At 36.9% G+C, this 16,698-nt stretch carries 15 protein-coding genes; 11 read left to right on the top strand and 4 right to left on the bottom strand.

Annotated elements, in window-relative coordinates:
- Window positions 1–142: 142 nt before the first annotated feature.
- The 6 genes from syd to ABN212_RS02755 all read left to right on the top strand — a co-directional run bounded on the left by syd (window position 143) and on the right by ABN212_RS02755 (window position 6,200).
- Window positions 143–694 (top strand): SecY-interacting protein, encoded by a 552-nt coding sequence (syd, locus tag ABN212_RS02780; RefSeq protein WP_196532763.1) that lies wholly within the window; start codon window positions 143–145, stop codon window positions 692–694.
- A gap of 465 nt (window positions 695–1,159) precedes the next feature.
- Window positions 1,160–1,483, top strand: a complete 324-nt coding sequence (locus ABN212_RS02775) for a YqcC family protein (protein ID WP_109373107.1) — start codon at window positions 1,160–1,162, stop codon at window positions 1,481–1,483.
- 8 nt (window positions 1,484–1,491) lie between these two features.
- Entirely contained in the window at window positions 1,492–2,256 is a 765-nt protein-coding gene (gene truC, locus ABN212_RS02770) for a tRNA pseudouridine(65) synthase TruC (RefSeq protein WP_198626189.1), read from the top strand.
- A gap of 301 nt (window positions 2,257–2,557) precedes the next feature.
- Window positions 2,558–4,003: a PTS glucose transporter subunit IIBC gene (gene ptsG, locus ABN212_RS02765; RefSeq protein WP_198620940.1), complete on the top strand. Its 1,446-nt coding sequence runs from the start codon at window positions 2,558–2,560 to the stop codon at window positions 4,001–4,003.
- A gap of 158 nt (window positions 4,004–4,161) precedes the next feature.
- Complete coding sequence (locus tag ABN212_RS02760; protein WP_349442838.1) at window positions 4,162–5,667, top strand: hypothetical protein; 1,506 nt, start codon at window positions 4,162–4,164, stop codon at window positions 5,665–5,667.
- A gap of 89 nt (window positions 5,668–5,756) precedes the next feature.
- Window positions 5,757–6,200: a flavodoxin gene (locus ABN212_RS02755; RefSeq protein WP_349442837.1), complete on the top strand. Its 444-nt coding sequence runs from the start codon at window positions 5,757–5,759 to the stop codon at window positions 6,198–6,200.
- Window positions 6,201–6,346: 146 nt separating this feature from the next.
- Here ABN212_RS02755 and ABN212_RS02750 read toward each other — a convergent pair whose 3' ends face one another.
- From ABN212_RS02750 to map, 4 genes are all read right to left on the bottom strand, one after another.
- A complete protein-coding gene (locus tag ABN212_RS02750) occupies window positions 6,347–6,733 on the bottom strand; it encodes a DUF3461 family protein (RefSeq protein WP_006535910.1) in 387 nt (128 codons plus the stop codon).
- 70 nt (window positions 6,734–6,803) lie between these two features.
- Window positions 6,804–7,628 carry a 2,3,4,5-tetrahydropyridine-2,6-dicarboxylate N-succinyltransferase gene (gene dapD / locus ABN212_RS02745; RefSeq protein ID WP_160230642.1) on the bottom strand — a complete coding sequence of 275 codons (825 nt, stop codon included), beginning with the start codon at window positions 7,626–7,628 and terminating at the stop codon, window positions 6,804–6,806.
- A 34-nt stretch (window positions 7,629–7,662) separates the two neighbouring features.
- Window positions 7,663–10,308, bottom strand: coding sequence for a bifunctional uridylyltransferase/uridylyl-removing protein GlnD (gene glnD, locus ABN212_RS02740; protein WP_198626185.1), 2,646 nt, complete (start codon window positions 10,306–10,308; stop codon window positions 7,663–7,665).
- Window positions 10,309–10,465: 157 nt separating this feature from the next.
- Window positions 10,466–11,263: a type I methionyl aminopeptidase gene (gene map, locus ABN212_RS02735; protein WP_075671708.1), complete on the bottom strand. Its 798-nt coding sequence runs from the start codon at window positions 11,261–11,263 to the stop codon at window positions 10,466–10,468.
- A 597-nt stretch (window positions 11,264–11,860) separates the two neighbouring features.
- Here map and rpsB point away from each other — a divergent pair.
- The 5 genes from rpsB to ispC all read left to right on the top strand — a co-directional run bounded on the left by rpsB (window position 11,861) and on the right by ispC (window position 16,494).
- Window positions 11,861–12,586, top strand: coding sequence for a 30S ribosomal protein S2 (rpsB, locus tag ABN212_RS02730; RefSeq protein WP_023582712.1), 726 nt, complete (start codon window positions 11,861–11,863; stop codon window positions 12,584–12,586).
- A 135-nt stretch (window positions 12,587–12,721) separates the two neighbouring features.
- Window positions 12,722–13,573, top strand: coding sequence for a translation elongation factor Ts (gene tsf / locus ABN212_RS02725; protein WP_109373115.1), 852 nt, complete (start codon window positions 12,722–12,724; stop codon window positions 13,571–13,573).
- Window positions 13,574–13,709: 136 nt separating this feature from the next.
- Window positions 13,710–14,438 carry a UMP kinase gene (pyrH, locus tag ABN212_RS02720; RefSeq protein ID WP_023582710.1) on the top strand — a complete coding sequence of 243 codons (729 nt, stop codon included), beginning with the start codon at window positions 13,710–13,712 and terminating at the stop codon, window positions 14,436–14,438.
- 112 nt (window positions 14,439–14,550) lie between these two features.
- Window positions 14,551–15,108, top strand: a complete 558-nt coding sequence (gene frr / locus ABN212_RS02715) for a ribosome recycling factor (protein ID WP_109373116.1) — start codon at window positions 14,551–14,553, stop codon at window positions 15,106–15,108.
- Window positions 15,109–15,300: 192 nt separating this feature from the next.
- Window positions 15,301–16,494 (top strand): 1-deoxy-D-xylulose-5-phosphate reductoisomerase, encoded by a 1,194-nt coding sequence (gene ispC, locus ABN212_RS02710; protein WP_198626184.1) that lies wholly within the window; start codon window positions 15,301–15,303, stop codon window positions 16,492–16,494.
- The last annotated feature ends 204 nt before the right edge of the window (window positions 16,495–16,698 follow it).

The following is a 16,698-nucleotide window of genomic DNA, read 5'->3' as shown; positions in this document are numbered from 1 at the left end:
CTTTAGCTGAAAATAAAAGAAGGTTAATTATACTATTGAAACATCAATAGTATATGAATGCTTTATTTTTGATGCTCTGAATTAGTGACATAATCAGGTAACATAAAGGAAATTCTTATTTAAATAGATAAAACAGATAATCATGACTGAAAACATCTCCTCCGAACTAAAAGCCTTTACACAAAAGTATGTTGATTTATGGCAAGAAAAATCAGGCTTACCTCCTGCAAGTGAAGATCTTTATGGTGTTCCTTCTATTTGTATATCAAGAACAGGCGATGAAGTTGTTTACTGGTTACCGCAACCTTTTGTAGGAACAGATAAACTAGAAAAAGTTGAAAAAGCAATGGGGATTATTATTCGTCCTGAATTGCACAATTACTTTACCACTCAGTATGCTGGAGATATGCAGGTTCGTTTTAGAGAGATAGATTTCAGCTTGATCCAAGTGTGGAGTGAAGAGGATTTTATTCGCTTACAAGAAAACATTATTGGTCATTTGGTGACTCAAAAGCGTTTAAAACTTACACCAACATTGTTTATCGGCACCACAGATTCAGAAAATGAAATAATTTCTGTGTGTAATGTTTCGGGGGAAGTCATTCTTGAAACTTTCGGCAAACAGAAAAGAGAAGTTTTAGCTGAAAATTTATCTCTCTTTCTGTCAGAATTAGTCGCTGTATATAATGAGTGACGTAGTCTATAAACCTTTTTTCTTGTGAGATATGTCTTACAAAAAAGCGTGTGTTTTTTTATCAAAAAACGTCACTGATAAAAATATAATCGGTTTATTTAAATAGAACAATAAGTTATTAACTTATTGTTTTTATTTATAGTTATGGCTCTTTAATTGCTTTTGTTTTGTGGGTTGTTTAACTAATCAATTATTGGCATTCTACGTTCACCAAATAAGGGACTGTTTGGTGACCGATAAAATGTAGAGTAATCAAGGACACAGGAAATAGGATATTTCCATTAATGTGGATACGGACTTAATCACAGGGATAGATAAAAACGGTCTTGCTTGGATGCATGTGTTGTACAGACAACTATTTTTCTTGTCTAAAAGGAGTTTCGGCTCCTTTTATTTTTTTATTTGTTTTCTGCTATTCCATCCCAATGTTATCCTTATTCGTAAGTTTTATATAAGGGATAAATGATGACACCAGAACAACGCATTTTAGCAAAATTGCTCTTGATTGAAGAAGAGATGAAGAACATTGAGCTATGGCAATTAGAATCTCCTACTGAACAAGCATTTGAAAGTGTTGAGCCTTTCTGTATTGATACAATGAGTGCTCATGAATGGTTGCAGTGGGTATTAATTCCGCGATTGTCATCGATGATTGAAAACGAGATGCCATTACCTAATAAATTCGCAATCGCACCTTATTACGAAGAAGCATTTAAAGAAGATAAGAGTCGAGATGTTACTGATTTACTCAATCATTTGCGTGAACTTGACGCAATGTTTAAATCATAAGGTCGATAATGCTAGATATTATTTATCAAGATGAACATCTTGTTGCGGTGAATAAACCTGCGGGTTGGCTTGTTCACCGCAGTTGGTTAGATAGACATGAAACAGTGTTTGTGATGCAGACCCTAAGAGATCAAATAGGGCAACATGTTTTCCCTGTTCATCGTTTAGATAGGCCTACATCAGGTGTTCTATTAATGGCACTTTCTTCTGATGTTGCTAGAGCGCTATCTCAATCTTTTGAACAACATAAAACAGAAAAAATTTATCACGCTATTGTTCGAGGATACGTTGAAGAGGCGTCTGTTATTGATAGCCCTTTAGTCGAGGAGCTCGACAAAATTGCAGACAAATTTGCAACTCAACCTCCACAAATTCAAGATTGCGTGACGCACTGCCAGCCATTAGGAATTGTTGAAAAAGAGGTTGCGATTGGGCGCTATCCTACATCTCGATTTAGTTTATTAGAGCTACGTCCTGAAACGGGACGCAAGCACCAATTACGTCGCCATATGTCTCATATTCGACACCCAATTATTGGTGATACTGCTCATGGTGATTTACGTCAAAACCGTGGTGTTGTAAATCATTTTCAGTCTCATCGCTTGATGTTACATGCAAGCCATCTAAACTTAATTCATCCAATCACATTGCAACCACTTAACTTAACAGCTAAATGGGATCTGCCTTGGCAACACCTTATTAATCAATTTGGTTGGCGTGGATTAAGACCTGAATTAGAGCAGTATGGTGAAGATTTAGCTCATCATTTTTAATTCCTTTCTTAATTTCAAATATTACTTTCTTTGCGTGACTATTAAGGCTTTTTTACTTAAGTCTTAATGGCTTGCGCAAATTTATAATCTATTTTAACTATTTGTAAAATATATAATTCTATTAATTGATCTGATCACATGTTTGAAACGTGACAGCTATCATGTATTCATTAAGCGATTTATTTTATGATGTAAAATAAATAAGGCTTATCATTAGATAAGTTTATGAAATAAAACCCACACTACTTTAAACAAATAAAAACTTACAACATATAAAACCCACATTCCGGGAGTCTGCTTGATGTTTAAAAACCTATTTGTTGTTTTACAAAAAATCGGAAAGTCCTTGATGTTACCGGTATCTGTACTACCTATTGCCGGTATTTTATTAGGGGTTGGTTCCGCTGATCTTTCATGGATCCCTTCTTCTGTTTCTCAAGTTATGGCAGAGGCTGGTGGTTCGGTTTTCTCTAATATGCCACTTATTTTTGCCATTGGTGTTGCGTTAGGTTTTACCAATAATGATGGGGTATCAGCACTGGCCTCTGTTGTGGCGTATGGCATTATGTCTAAAACCATGATTGTGGTTGCTCCTTGGGTTTTAGGTTTAACACCAGCAGAAATTGAGGCTCAGCACCTTACTGATACAGGAGTATTAGGGGGGATCATCGCTGGTATTATTGCCGCTTCTATGTTTAATCGTTTTTATCGCATCAAATTACCTGAGTATTTAGGCTTCTTTGCTGGTAAGCGTTTTGTTCCTATTATTTCAGGTTTAATCGCTATTTTTGTTGGGATTATCTTAGCCTTTATTTGGCCTCCTATTGGTACAGCAATTCAACGTTTTTCTGAATGGGCTGCGTATCAAAACCCTGCTGTCGCTTTTGGTATTTATGGTGTTGTAGAGCGTGCATTAGTACCATTTGGTTTACACCATATCTGGAACGTGCCATTCCAAATGCAAGTGGGTGAATACGTAAATAGTGCAGGGCAAGTATTCCACGGTGATATTCCTCGCTATATGGCAGGTGATCCAACTGCGGGTATGTTGTCAGGTGGCTTTTTATTTAAGATGTTTGGTTTACCTGCTGCCGCGATTGCGATATGGCATTCAGCACGTCCAGAGAACCGTGTAAAAGTCGGTGGTATCATGATTTCTGCGGCATTAACTGCCTTCTTAACAGGGATCACAGAACCTATCGAATTCTCATTTATGTTCGTCGCACCTATTCTTTACGTTATTCACGCTATTTTAGCGGGCTTAGCATTCGTTATTTGTATCTTGTTAGGTATGCGTGATGGAACCAGTTTCTCTCATGGCCTAATTGATTTTATCGTATTGAGTGGTAATAGCAGTAAACTGTATCTATTCCCAATTATTGGCATACTCTATGCAATAACTTATTACTCTATTTTCCGTTTCTTAATCGTGAAATTAAACCTGAAAACTCCAGGCCGAGAAGTAGAAGATAAAAACGCGAAACAAGCGGATAAAAGTGCTATGGGACAATCTTTAGTCGCTGCGTTTGGTGGCAAAGACAATATCAGTAGTTTAGATGCTTGTATTACTCGTTTACGTATTGGCGTTAAAGAGATTGAAAAAGTCGATCGTGATGAGTTGAAAAGACTAGGTGCTGCAGGTGTTGTGGTTGTTGGCTCGGGTATTCAAGCGATTTTTGGTCCTAAGTCAGATAATCTAAAAACTGAAATGGATGAATATATTCGGTCTTTGGATTCTGGTAAGTGATAAATAATAGTCTTTAATTAAAATAACACGCTTAAATTTATTATTGGGCGTGTTTTTTTATATCATAGCGCATATGAATTAAACTCTTTTTTGAAATTATTATCTGCTATTCAATAATATTATGGTTGTAATATTATAATTGAATATGAGTAATAATAATGAAAATATATTTCGATAAGTTAGCAAAATTTTTACCTGCAAATGATAAAAGAGAGAATATGGTATTTTTACTATCTGAAAAAATAGCTAATTGTTTAAATTCATTACCTAAAAATAGTTTTTTTATTTTAAAACATAAAATTAGTAACGTTTATGTTGATAAGAATTTTTTCACTGAAATAAAAAGTGAATTAACTGATGTAATTAATAAATATATAGAGGGTAATATTCATCATTTAGATAAAATTAATGAGGCTAATAATAAATGCGGTGGTGTTTTTTTAGATAAAAAAAATATTAATTGTCTTACAGTTATAAACCTTAACTCATTAGATTCTGTAAAAAAGTTTATTGAGACTATAATTAGTGAAACAGGTTCTTCTTCTCTGAAAGATAAAATTCTTAATAAAGATAATAATCCAGCTATTAATTTATTTTTTGAGAAGGGTTTTTGGGGTGGATTTGAGAAAAAATCTATTAGCAAGTTAATTCAAGAGATAAAAAACAAAACAATAGAGTTAAATCCCGGGTGTAACCTACCTTTTATAATAGGTAAGAAAGAACATATACTTGTTAAGTTAGGTAATGTAGAAGCTGCTAATAATCAAGTTAAAATAGAAAATAAAGATGACAATAATATTGAAACTCATGTTAATAATACATTAAATAAAGAAAAAATTGAATCTGCGCTTACTAAATTTGAAATATCATTTAATTTTCTTAATGAAAATATCAATAAATTATATGATGTAATAAATAAATATTATAAATTTGCAAGTCTTAATAATGCTAATAATACCTTTGGCTTTATAAAGGATGGTGATGAAACGCTTGAGGATATTAATAAAGTTATTAATGAAAAAGACGAAGAACAATCTATAAAAAAACATTCGGATGTTTATAATGAATGTAATAAAAACTGTAAATTACTTAATGTATTTCATCAAGATTTCGTTAAAAAGTTTAGAGAAAAATCTTTAGAAAAAAATGATATTGATAAATTATCAGAAATGATAAAAAAAATTGAATCCAATACGGATTCCTTAGCGATTGAATTAAAATCTCTGGCATCTTTCTCTAATGCTTATAATAATTATGAAAATAAAATAAAAAATAAAGTTTCTAATATAGCAATCAAAAATAGCTCTTGCTGTTCGATTAATGAAATCACAACAAAAACAAATGAATGCTTATCATTATTAGATGGTTTTATAAAAAGAAAGGAGACGGGTTTTTTGTCTAAAGTGTATAAGTTCTTCTTTCCTAAAAAACATAATGAATCTTTGAGTCTATTAATTAATTATAAGAGTGAAATTAATAAGATATCATCTTATCTTAATAGTTATAAAGAAAAAAATGAATATTTTACTATCAATGATATTAGTTTAATGGTTACATCAAGGTTATCTAAAATAAATTACCCTGAAAGTTTATTAGGTTATTTATATGGAGAAAAGAGTAAGTGTAATAATTTCATTCAGTCTCTTTTTAAAAAGGATGACTGAATTTATTCTCATTGAGAATAAATTGACAATATTATATGTTTGATGCTTAGTTTATTAGTTATCAAACAGTATTAAGTGGGCTAAATATTATGGCTAAAATCGGTATTTTTGTAGGGACTGTTTACGGTAATGCATTAGCAGTTGCTGAAGAGGCACAGCGTATTTTACTTGAGCATAATCATCAAGCTAATGTTTACGAAGAAGGCACACTTGCAGATTGGGAAAAATATTCAACAGTACTTGTGATAACGTCAAGTACTGGGCAAGGTGATTTACCTGATACCATAGCTCCTCTATTTCATGAACTACGTGATAATGTAGGTTATCAACCAAACCTAAATTATGGCTTGATTGCCTTAGGCGATAGTAGTTATGACTATTTTTGTGGTGCAGGGATGCAATTTGATGAATTACTGCAAGAGCACCAATCAAAGCGTATTGGTGAAATATTAAAAATAGACGGTATGGATGTCGCGGAGCCAGAAGGATTTGCAATAGATTGGCTTGAAAACTGGGTTGGCCTATTAAATTAAGTAGAAAATAATCTGATATTTAATTGGTTAATAAAATAATGAGCCATATTCAGTATTTTAAAACACCGCTTGTTTCTATTTTATACAGTAACTAAGCGGTGTTTTTCTATAAAACTGACATACATAACAGTTAAAATGCCTTGTTATTAACGACGAGTCAGTTTTTCTAAATCGGCTTCGATTTCAGCAATTTTATTTGCTACAACGTGCTCAAGATGACGCAAGTCGTCCAGAATTTTATGTTTTAAATCGACTTCTACTTGGTCTTGTTGGCAAATTTGATCTAATTCTTCAATAACATAACGTAAGTTAGTATTGATTTCATTAACTTCTTTAAAACCTTGTCCTGATTGACCATCAGAAATTGTTTTACGTTGGCGTGGATATTTAAATTTTACGCTTTTTGCAAAGAATTCACCTTTATCTTTGCGAAAATAGATTTTTAAAATATCGTTGTTAGCTTCTTGGCGTAGAGTATAGCGGTCAATATCTTCAGGATGCGGGATCCCTAAATTTTTTAAATTATCGTACATATATTGGCACCTGATAGAAAGATGAGTGAAAGAATAGCGAACAGAATTAATTCTATCCGCTGTTCTTATATTAGTCGATAGTTCTTAACAATTCATTAATGCCTACTTTTCCACGCGTTTTAGCATCAACTTTTTTCACAATTACGGCGCAGTAAAGGCTGTAACTTCCATCTTTGGACGGTAAATTACCAGAAACAACAACAGAGCCAGCAGGGACTCGACCGTAATGAACTTCGCCTGTTTCTCTGTCATAAATTTTGGTACTTTGACCAATATAAACGCCCATTGAAATAACCGCGCCTTCTTCGACAATAACGCCTTCAACAATTTCAGAACGCGCGCCAATAAAGCAGTTATCTTCAATAATGGTTGGGTTTGCTTGTAGTGGCTCTAAAACACCACCAATACCAACGCCACCAGAGAGATGAACATTTTTCCCGATTTGAGCACATGAACCTACTGTTGCCCATGTATCAACCATGCTACCTTCATCAACGTAAGCACCAATGTTGACATAAGATGGCATTAAAACAGTGTTGCGAGCGATGTAAGCCCCTTGTCTAACTGCTGCGGGAGGAACAACACGAAAACCTTCTTTTTCAAAACGTGCTTGATCATAATCAGCAAATTTCATAGGTACTTTGTCAAAATAGCGACTTTCATTGCCATCTATCACTTGATTGTGATTAATACGAAAAGAGAGCAAAACTGCTTTTTTCAACCATTGATGAGTCACCCACTGACCATCAATTTTCTCCGCGACACGCAGTTTCCCGCTGTCTAGCAGTGCAATAACGCTATTAATGGCATCACGAATATGAGGCTCAACGTTGTTTGGAGTGATATCAGCACGATGTTCGAAGGCGTTATCAATAATAGATTGTAATGCTTGCATTAATAGTATTTCCTATATGTATTGTCGTGGGTTTCTATATTTTATCCTTTGAAACTAGGGCTTTTGTCAACCTTTCTACGACTTCATCCTTCATTTTTTGGTTTAATGCCTTATTTTCGCTATCGGTTAATACGAAGAAGTCCTCAACACGTTCGCCTATTGTGGTTATTCTGGCACCATGTAATGAAAGTGAAAGATCAGCAAACACTTTACCAATAATTGCTAATAATCCTGGACGATCTCGTGCAAATAGTTCCATATAGGTGCGCTTATTATGGTTAGAAGCGATAAAGTTAATTTTTGTCGGAACGTCAAAATGGCGTAATTTGGCGGGTAATGAGCGTGTTTTTGCATTGGCGTTATAAGGGGCGGATACAACTTGGATAAGAGCGTTGCGGATTGCATTATATCTATCAATTGCCAGAGGTTTACCATTAGGCTCTAACACAATAAAAGTATCCATAGCCATGTTATCGCGGTTAGTAAAAATTTGAGCGTTATGGATACTTAAATTGCGTCTATCCAATTCACCTGCAACAGATGCAAAAAGGGATGGTCTATCAGCACACCAAATAAAGATTTCAGTACCACCATGCTCAGTTTGTTGGCTGATTAGCACCATAGGTTCAGCGCTATTATGCTCAATTAATGCAAGCGCATGCCATGCAATTTGTTCTGGTGTATGTCGTAAAAAATAGTCGGCATGGCAACGTCCCCAAATTGCTTGCAATTTATCTTCATCAACCTGTTTCATTCGTAAAATAGTTAGTGCTTGCAAACGATGATGGCGAATACGTTCACGTAAATCGGGAATAGAGTGCATACCTTGGCGTAGCTGATTTTCTGTTGATAAAAAAAGTTCACGTAATAGGCTCTGTTTCCAGCTATTCCATAGGCTACTATTAGTTGCACAGATATCCGCAACCGTTAAGCACAAAAGATAACGTAATCGACTTTCATTTTTTACTTCTGATGCAAACTGAAAAATAATGTCAGGATCTTGAATATCACGTCGCTGTGCTGTAACAGACATAAGTAAGTGATGACTAACAAGCCATTCAACTAATGCCGATTCTCTTTGATTTAAACCATGTTGTTGAGCAAAATGAACGACATCTTGGGCTCCTAATACGGAGTGATCACCATGGCGACCTTTGGCAATATCATGAAAAAGTGCAGCTAAACGTAATAATTCAAGTTGAGGAAGTTTGGGATAAATATCAACACAAAGCGGATGTTGCTCGTGGTTTTCATAAGAATCAAAACTTTCCAGTTTTTGTAAAACACGAATTGTATGTTCATCAACGGTATAGGCATGGAATAAATCAAACTGCATTTGACCCACAATATTATTCCATTGTGGGAAGTAAGCCGCTAATACACTATGTTTGTGCATGGGAACGAAAGCACCAGAAACTGCACGAGGATGGCGCAAGATCTGCATAAAAACTTGACGTGCGAGTGGGTACTCACATAACGGCTGTACTAGATGCCGACGAGCGTAACGTAAATGGCGGAGTGTTGTTGAATAAATTCCAGTGATCTCTTTATGTTCCGCCATACGTAAAAAGAGGCGCATAATAGCGATAGGATCATCAAGGAAGCAACTGTCATCAACGACATCGATTAATGAGCCTCTTAGTTGAAATTCATTATCTAAAGGTCGCGGTTTTACATTAGGTTGCAGAGCAAGAATGGCTTCATCAAATAATTGAAGTAACATATCATTTAACTCACTGACACGACGAGTTACGCGATAATAATCCTTCATCATTTTTTCAACGGGCTGATTGCCTTCGCCTTCATAATTTAAAAGTTGAGCAACATTGAGTTGTCTATCAAACAATAGACGATTGTCATAGCGAGAAAGTACAAGATGGAGAGCAAAGCGAATTTTCCATAGTGTGTATTGGCACTCTAGTAGCTCTTGTCCTTCCGCTGGCGTTAAAAAGCCAAAGTTGACCATTTCAGAAACTGAAGCAGCACCAAAATGGCGATGTGCTACCCAAATTAGAGTGTGGATATCGCGCAGTCCACCAGGGCTGCTTTTGATATCAGGCTCTAGATTATAACTAGTGCTATGGTATCGTTGATGTCTCTGTTTTTGTTCTTCAACTTTTGCAGCAAAAAAATCAGGTGATGGCCAAAATCCTTGGCTAAAAATATGGTTAATTAATTGCTGATAAAGTGAATTATTCCCACAAATAAGACGTGCTTCTAGTAAGTTTGTTGCAACCGTTAAGTCTGAAAGACCTTCTAAAAGACATTCTTCCATTGTTCTAACACTGGCACCAATTTCAAGGCGTACATCCCACAGTAATGTAATGAGTTTGCTGACTTTATCTTCTGCTTCTGGTGATAAAGGTGTCTCACTTAAAAAGAGAAGGTCAATATCAGAAAGTGGATGTAACTCTTGCCTGCCATAACCACCGACCGCAATGATACTAAGGTCTGGATAATCGGATAATTGTGTATAGCGCCATAATTGTGTTAATAGTTGATCAATGAAATGGCTACGAGCTTGAAGTAATAAAGCGACATCAACATCATGGTGAAAAGCCTCTGTTAACCAAGACTGAAATTGTTCGATTGATTGCTTAAGTTCAGCACAATTTTGTGTATTTTCTGTCAGCAAAAAAGGGGAAGGGGGCGGAGTTTGAAATGCGTTTTTATGAGTCATTGTTCGTCTTCTTTCTCAATGTTTGCTTATGACATTAAGACTAATGTTAAAACGATAACCTGACTAGTAATTCTGCTGTTTCATAGCAAATAAAATAAAAAAAGCGACACATCTCGAAAAAATATGTCGCTTTTACATTTTTAGCTAAAAAAGAATCTTATTCGTTGACTAATACCGCAGAAATAAACGGTTCTTCTTCTTTGCGTAATGTCATGATTTCACAGCCATTATCGGTAACGACTAACGTATGTTCGTATTGTGCTGACCAACCTCTGTCTTTAGTTTTAACAGTCCAGCCATCTTTCATTGTACGAATACGGTAATCACCTGTGTTTACCATTGGTTCAATGGTGAATGCCATGCCTTTTTGTAACACAACACCGCTATCATCTGCATCGTAGTGTAGAACTTGAGGTTCTTCATGGAACCCTTCACCAATACCATGACCACAATATTCGCGAACAACAGAATAGTCATGACCTTCAACAAATTTTTGAATTGCTTTGCCAAGTTCACGTAAGCGAATACCTGGTTTAACCATTTTAATGGCAAGGTAGAGGCTTTCTTGGGTGATACGACATAAACGTTCACCTTGTATTGTTGGTTTACCTACGATAAACATTTTTGAAGTATCGCCATGAAAACCATCTTTAATGACAGTGACATCAATATTAACGATATCACCATCTTTAAGGATTTTCTCTTCGCTAGGAATACCGTGGCAAATAACATCGTTAACCGAAATACAGACTGATTTAGGGAAACCATGATAGTTAAGACAAGCAGGAATAGCCTGTTGTGCGTTAACAATATGTTCATGACAAATACGGTCTAATTCAGCGGTGTTTACGCCAGGTTTTACGAACGGTGCGATAATTTCAAGAACTTCTGCCGCAAGACGACCTGCGACGCGCATTTTTTGAATATCTTCTTCTGTCTTGATTACAATAGCCATTTGAGTTCTTCGTCTAGATTAAAAGCCACAATACGAATTAGATAACACACTTTGTTGTATTCATATTTTGTATTGCAGGTTAAATGAATGATGATGAGAAATAATTCTGATTACCATTTATAATATCAGCAGAAAGTAGGCGTGCCAATAAAGAGGATATGTGCAATCTGTCTGATATCGAGAATAATGACGAACATTACGCCTTCTTAATCTGATTGTCTTTACATATTGCGCTTTTCTATTTGGTGTTTTTCTAGCAAATTGATATTAGAGCAATATTTCTCATCATTGCGTTAGTCTCGCTTTTTTCTTTGTTCAAATGATGTGTTTTTATGTCAAATAAGCCCGTGGCAAACGCAAGTAATAGTGGTTTCTTGAGGTTATTTATGGTATAAAGCGCGCCGGAGTTCTGTTATTGCATCACACTGTGAGTAATAGCCGTAAATCTGAAACATTCAATTGTGTTAATTACACACACAAATCGGCACATAACGCCGGGGTGCTCTTATGTAAAGGCCAAACCTTTACAGCTGATGAGTCGGTCGTATGGGATTTGTGGACGAAATAACCCCAAATTTAAATTTATAGAGGTCTAAAATGGCAACTGTTTCAATGCGCGATATGCTGCAAGCCGGTGTTCACTTCGGTCACCAAACTCGTTACTGGAATCCAAAAATGAAACCATTCATCTTTGGTGCGCGTAACAAAGTTCATATCATTAACTTGGAAAAAACTGTTCCAATGTTCAATGAAGCTTTGGTTGAACTGAACAAAATTGCTTCTCGTAAAGGCAAAATCCTGTTTGTTGGTACTAAGCGCTCTGCCGTTGAAGCTGTTAAAGAAGCAGCAGAAAGCTGTGACCAGTTTTATGTAAACCACCGCTGGTTAGGCGGTATGCTGACTAACTGGAAAACTGTTCGTCAGTCAATCAAACGCCTGAAAGATTTAGAATCACAATCTCAGGACGGTACTTTTGACAAACTGACCAAGAAAGAAGCGTTAATGCGTTCTCGTGAACTTGGTAAGTTAGAAAACAGCCTGGGTGGTATCAAAGACATGGGCGGTTTACCTGACGCTCTGTTTGTTATCGATGCTGAACACGAACACATTGCTATCAAAGAAGCAAACAACCTGGGTATTCCAGTATTTGCTATCGTTGATACTAACTCTGATCCAGATGGTATCGACTTCATTATCCCTGGTAATGACGATGCAATCCGTGCGGTTAAATTATATCTGACCGCCGCAGCTACAGCTGTTCGTGAAGGTCGTTCTCAAGATCTGGCTGTTCAGGCTGAAGAAGGCTTAGTCGAAGCTGAATAATAAGGCATGCTCGTAAGAGCCCTTATTTAACCAGGTATTGCTATATATTGGTTAGGGGGCCTCAATAGGCCCCCTTTACACATCTGCTATGAGAACATCTATGGCTAGTCCATAGAAAAGTCGAGGAAGAAACAAATGTCTGGAATTACCGCTGCATTGGTAAAAGAACTGCGTGAACGTACTGGCGCAGGCATGATGGAATGTAAAAAAGCGCTAGTTGAAGCTAATGGTGATATCGAATTAGCAATCGACAACATGCGTAAATCAGGTCAAGCTAAAGCTGCTAAAAAAGCAGGCCGTGTTGCTGCTGAAGGTATCATCCTTGCAGAAGTTGCTGCTGATGGTAAATTCGGTGCGCTGGTTGAGCTGAACTGTGAAACAGACTTCGTTGCTAAAGATGCTGGTTTCATCGCTTTCGGTAAAGAAGTTATGGCTGCTGTATTAGCAGACAAAACTGATGATATCGATGCTCTGAAAGCTAAATTCGAAGAAGCACGTACTGCATTAGTTGCTAAAATCGGTGAAAACATCAACATTCGTCGTGTTGCTGTATTAGAAGCTGACGAATTAGGTACTTACCTACACGGTGCTCGCATCGGTGTTCTAGTTTCAGCTAAAGGCGCTAACGAAGAACTGATCAAACACATTGCTATGCACGTTGCTGCAAGCAAACCAGAATATGTTCGTCCTGAAGATGTTCCTGCTGATGTTGTTGAACATGAGCACCAAATTCAGATGGATATTGCAATGCAATCAGGTAAACCACGCGAAATCGCAGAAAAAATGGTTATCGGTCGCATGAACAAATTCACCGGTGAGATTTCTCTGACTGGTCAGCATTTCGTAATGGATCCAAGCAAAACTGTTGGCGAACTGCTGAAAGAAAACAATGCTGATGTTATCAACTTCGTTCGTTTCGAAGTTGGTGAAGGTATTGAGAAAGTTGAAGCTGATTTCGCAGCTGAAGTTGCTGCAATGAGCAAATAATAACGCTTAGCGTTAACAGAACCGCCTAATGGCGGTTCTGTTTTGTTGTAATCTCCACTGGCTGTTTGCTTTTTTTTGTTAAAAAGAGAAGCTATCTAAAACCTCCAATTAACTAATCTGCTTAGGACAGAACACCATGGCTACCAATGCAAAACCTGTATATCAGCGAATTTTATTAAAGCTGAGTGGCGAAGCCCTGCAAGGCGCAGAAGGTTTCGGTATCGATGCGAGCGTACTTGATCGCATGGCTCAGGAAATCAAAGAACTCGTTGAATTAGGTATACAAGTCGGTGTCGTAATTGGCGGTGGTAACTTGTTCCGTGGCGCGGGTCTTGCTGCGGCAGGTATGAACCGTGTTGTGGGTGACCACATGGGAATGCTCGCGACAGTAATGAATGGTTTAGCAATGCGTGATTCATTGCACCGTGCTTATGTAAACGCACGCCTTATGTCTGCATTTCCACTGAATGGTGTCTGCGATAACTACAGTTGGGCAGAAGCAATTAGCTTATTACGCCACGGTCGAGTCGTTATTTTCTCGGCTGGTACAGGTAACCCATTCTTTACTACCGATTCAGCTGCGTGTTTACGCGGTATTGAAATTGAAGCTGACGTTGTATTAAAAGCAACGAAAGTGGACGGCGTTTATTCTGCCGATCCAACCAAAGATCCTGATGCAGTACTTTATGAAACACTGACTTATCAGGATGTATTAGAACGTGAATTGAAAGTCATGGATCTTGCTGCATTCACATTAGCCCGAGATCATAATTTACCTATCCGCGTATTCAATATGAATAAACCGGGTGCATTACGTCGGGTTGTAATGGGTGAAAGTGAAGGAACTTTGATTTCTCACGCTTAATACACAGAGACAACGGTATAATTTGGCGCTAACATCTAGAGTACGCCAATTCATTTATGTCGATATGATTTCATATCGACTGGAAGATAACCAGTTCCCAAGGGTTTATAACGTGATTAATGAAATCAAAAAAGATGCTCAAGAACGCATGGATAAAAGCGTTGAAGCACTAAAAAGCCAGATTAATAAAGTTCGTACTGGTCGTGCGTCTCCTAGCCTTTTAGATGGCATTGTAGTTGAATACTACGGAGCGCCAACGCCATTAAACCAAGTTGCTAACGTTGTCGCAGAAGATGGCCGTACACTGGCAATCACTGTATTCGACCGTACTTTAGCACCAGCTGTTGAAAAAGCGATTATGGCATCAGATTTAGGTTTAAATCCTTCATCTGCTGGCACCATTATCCGTGTTCCACTGCCTCCGTTAACTGAAGAACGTCGTAAAGACTTAATCAAAGTTGTTCGTGGTGATGCAGAACAAGGTCGCGTTTCTGTTCGTAATATCCGTCGTGATGCTAACGATAAAATAAAAGCATTACTGAAAGATAAAGAAATCAGCGAAGATGATGAACGCCGTTCACAAGATGACATTCAGAAGTTAACTGACATGTTCATTAAAAAAATTGATGATGCATTAGCGCTGAAAGAAGCAGAGTTAATGGAATTCTAATTTTTATATCTTTTTTCGATAATGCCGCTCTTTAGCGGCATTATTTTTAATTATTTATTTGAAAATTCGTGCTTAATACCTTCTTTTGTCACATTATTTATTAAAGTTTTCATCTTTAATCCTCATTTACCTTGCCATACTGATATAATTCTCTTTAATTAAAACGTTGTAGACATACTGATTGATTAATAAATGAAACAAATAACTATATTAGGCTCAACAGGATCTATCGGAACTAGCACTCTTTCCGTAATTGAAAATAATCCTGATGAGTATCAGGTCCTTGCTCTAGCCGCAGGTAAAAATGCAGACAAGATGGCACAGCAGTGCCTTGCTTTCCAGCCTAAATACGCTGTGATGTCTGATGAAAAAAGTGCAAATCAACTTAAACAGTTACTCGCTAATACATCTTGTAAAACAGAAATTCTATCTGGCTCTCATGCGATCAATGAAATTGCAGCTCTTGATGAAGCTGATCAGGTCATGTCTGCTATAACTGGTGTTGCAGGATTAAAACCGACACTTGCAGCCATTGAAAAAGGCAAAAGAATTCTGTTAGCGAATAAAGAATCACTGATAACGAGTGGGCGTCTTTTCTTTGATGCGGTTGCTAAATATGGTGCGACAATTTTACCCATTGATAGCGAACATAATGCAATTTATCAAAGCTTACCTAAAGCAATCCAAGAAAATCTAGGTCATGCGTCTTTAGCGAATGAAGGTGTGACAAGCATTTTGTTAACAGGCTCTGGTGGGCCATTTCGCTATACGCCATTAGAAGAGCTGGATGTAATGACGCCAGATCAAGCGTGTGCGCATCCAAATTGGTCTATGGGGCGTAAAATTTCGGTTGATTCTGCAACGATGATGAATAAAGGGCTTGAGTATATTGAAGCTCGTTACTTCTTTAATGCTTCTGAAGAAGAAATGGAAGTTATTATTCATCCACAATCTGTCATTCATTCAATGGTTCGCTATCGAGATGGCAGTATTATCGCTCAAATTGGTGAGCCCGATATGAGAACACCAATTGCGTACTCAATGGCTTATCCTCATCGTACTCAATCTGGTGCAAAAGCATTAGATTTCTTTGAGATTCAATCTCTAGAGTTTATTCGCCCAGATTATCAACGTTACCCTTGTTTAGCACTTGCTATTGAAGCGTCAAAACGTGGGCAAGCGGCAACAACAGTGTTAAATGCGGCTAATGAAGTGGTTGTTGATGCATTTTTACACGAAAAAGTGAAATTTACTGATATTGCTAAAATTAATCGCAAAGTTGTTGAACATTTTGACCTATCAGAGCCTCAAAGTATTAATGATGTCCTAGAAATTGATAAATTAGCAAGATTAGAAACTCATCAGATAATCACCCAATTTGTATAATGGTGATTATATTTAATATAGGGTGTTTGTTCGTCTTTCTGGCTAATGGTATAGTTGCCGAATCACTAAAGACAATAATGAAAATTAACAGTTCATTACTAAGGCTATCGCTTTAGCAACTTTGAGGCTTTGCCAAAGGCCGTGGGTGACACGGTTTTTTTTTGTGCATAGGTTATCCGAAGAGGACTGTCTGTATCAGTATCA

It is taken from the genome of Proteus genomosp. 6 (genome assembly GCF_040139785.1).
In the GTDB taxonomy this organism is placed as follows: Bacteria; Pseudomonadota; Gammaproteobacteria; order Enterobacterales; family Enterobacteriaceae; genus Proteus.
Note: the sequence above shows the minus strand (reverse complement) of the source record. Positions and strands in the feature narration are given on the sequence as shown.

Coding starts and splice junctions, on each gene's coding strand:
- syd (WP_196532763.1), top strand. CDS start 143: ATGACTGAAAACATCTCCTCCGAACTAAAAGCCTTTACACAAAAGTAT.
- ABN212_RS02775 (WP_109373107.1), top strand. CDS start 1,160: ATGACACCAGAACAACGCATTTTAGCAAAATTGCTCTTGATTGAAGAA.
- truC (WP_198626189.1), top strand. CDS start 1,492: ATGCTAGATATTATTTATCAAGATGAACATCTTGTTGCGGTGAATAAA.
- ptsG (WP_198620940.1), top strand. CDS start 2,558: ATGTTTAAAAACCTATTTGTTGTTTTACAAAAAATCGGAAAGTCCTTG.
- ABN212_RS02760 (WP_349442838.1), top strand. CDS start 4,162: ATGAAAATATATTTCGATAAGTTAGCAAAATTTTTACCTGCAAATGAT.
- ABN212_RS02755 (WP_349442837.1), top strand. CDS start 5,757: ATGGCTAAAATCGGTATTTTTGTAGGGACTGTTTACGGTAATGCATTA.
- ABN212_RS02750 (WP_006535910.1), bottom strand. CDS start 6,733: ATGTACGATAATTTAAAAAATTTAGGGATCCCGCATCCTGAAGATATT.
- dapD (WP_160230642.1), bottom strand. CDS start 7,628: ATGCAAGCATTACAATCTATTATTGATAACGCCTTCGAACATCGTGCT.
- glnD (WP_198626185.1), bottom strand. CDS start 10,308: ATGACTCATAAAAACGCATTTCAAACTCCGCCCCCTTCCCCTTTTTTG.
- map (WP_075671708.1), bottom strand. CDS start 11,263: ATGGCTATTGTAATCAAGACAGAAGAAGATATTCAAAAAATGCGCGTC.
- rpsB (WP_023582712.1), top strand. CDS start 11,861: ATGGCAACTGTTTCAATGCGCGATATGCTGCAAGCCGGTGTTCACTTC.
- tsf (WP_109373115.1), top strand. CDS start 12,722: ATGTCTGGAATTACCGCTGCATTGGTAAAAGAACTGCGTGAACGTACT.
- pyrH (WP_023582710.1), top strand. CDS start 13,710: ATGGCTACCAATGCAAAACCTGTATATCAGCGAATTTTATTAAAGCTG.
- ispC (WP_198626184.1), top strand. CDS start 15,301: ATGAAACAAATAACTATATTAGGCTCAACAGGATCTATCGGAACTAGC.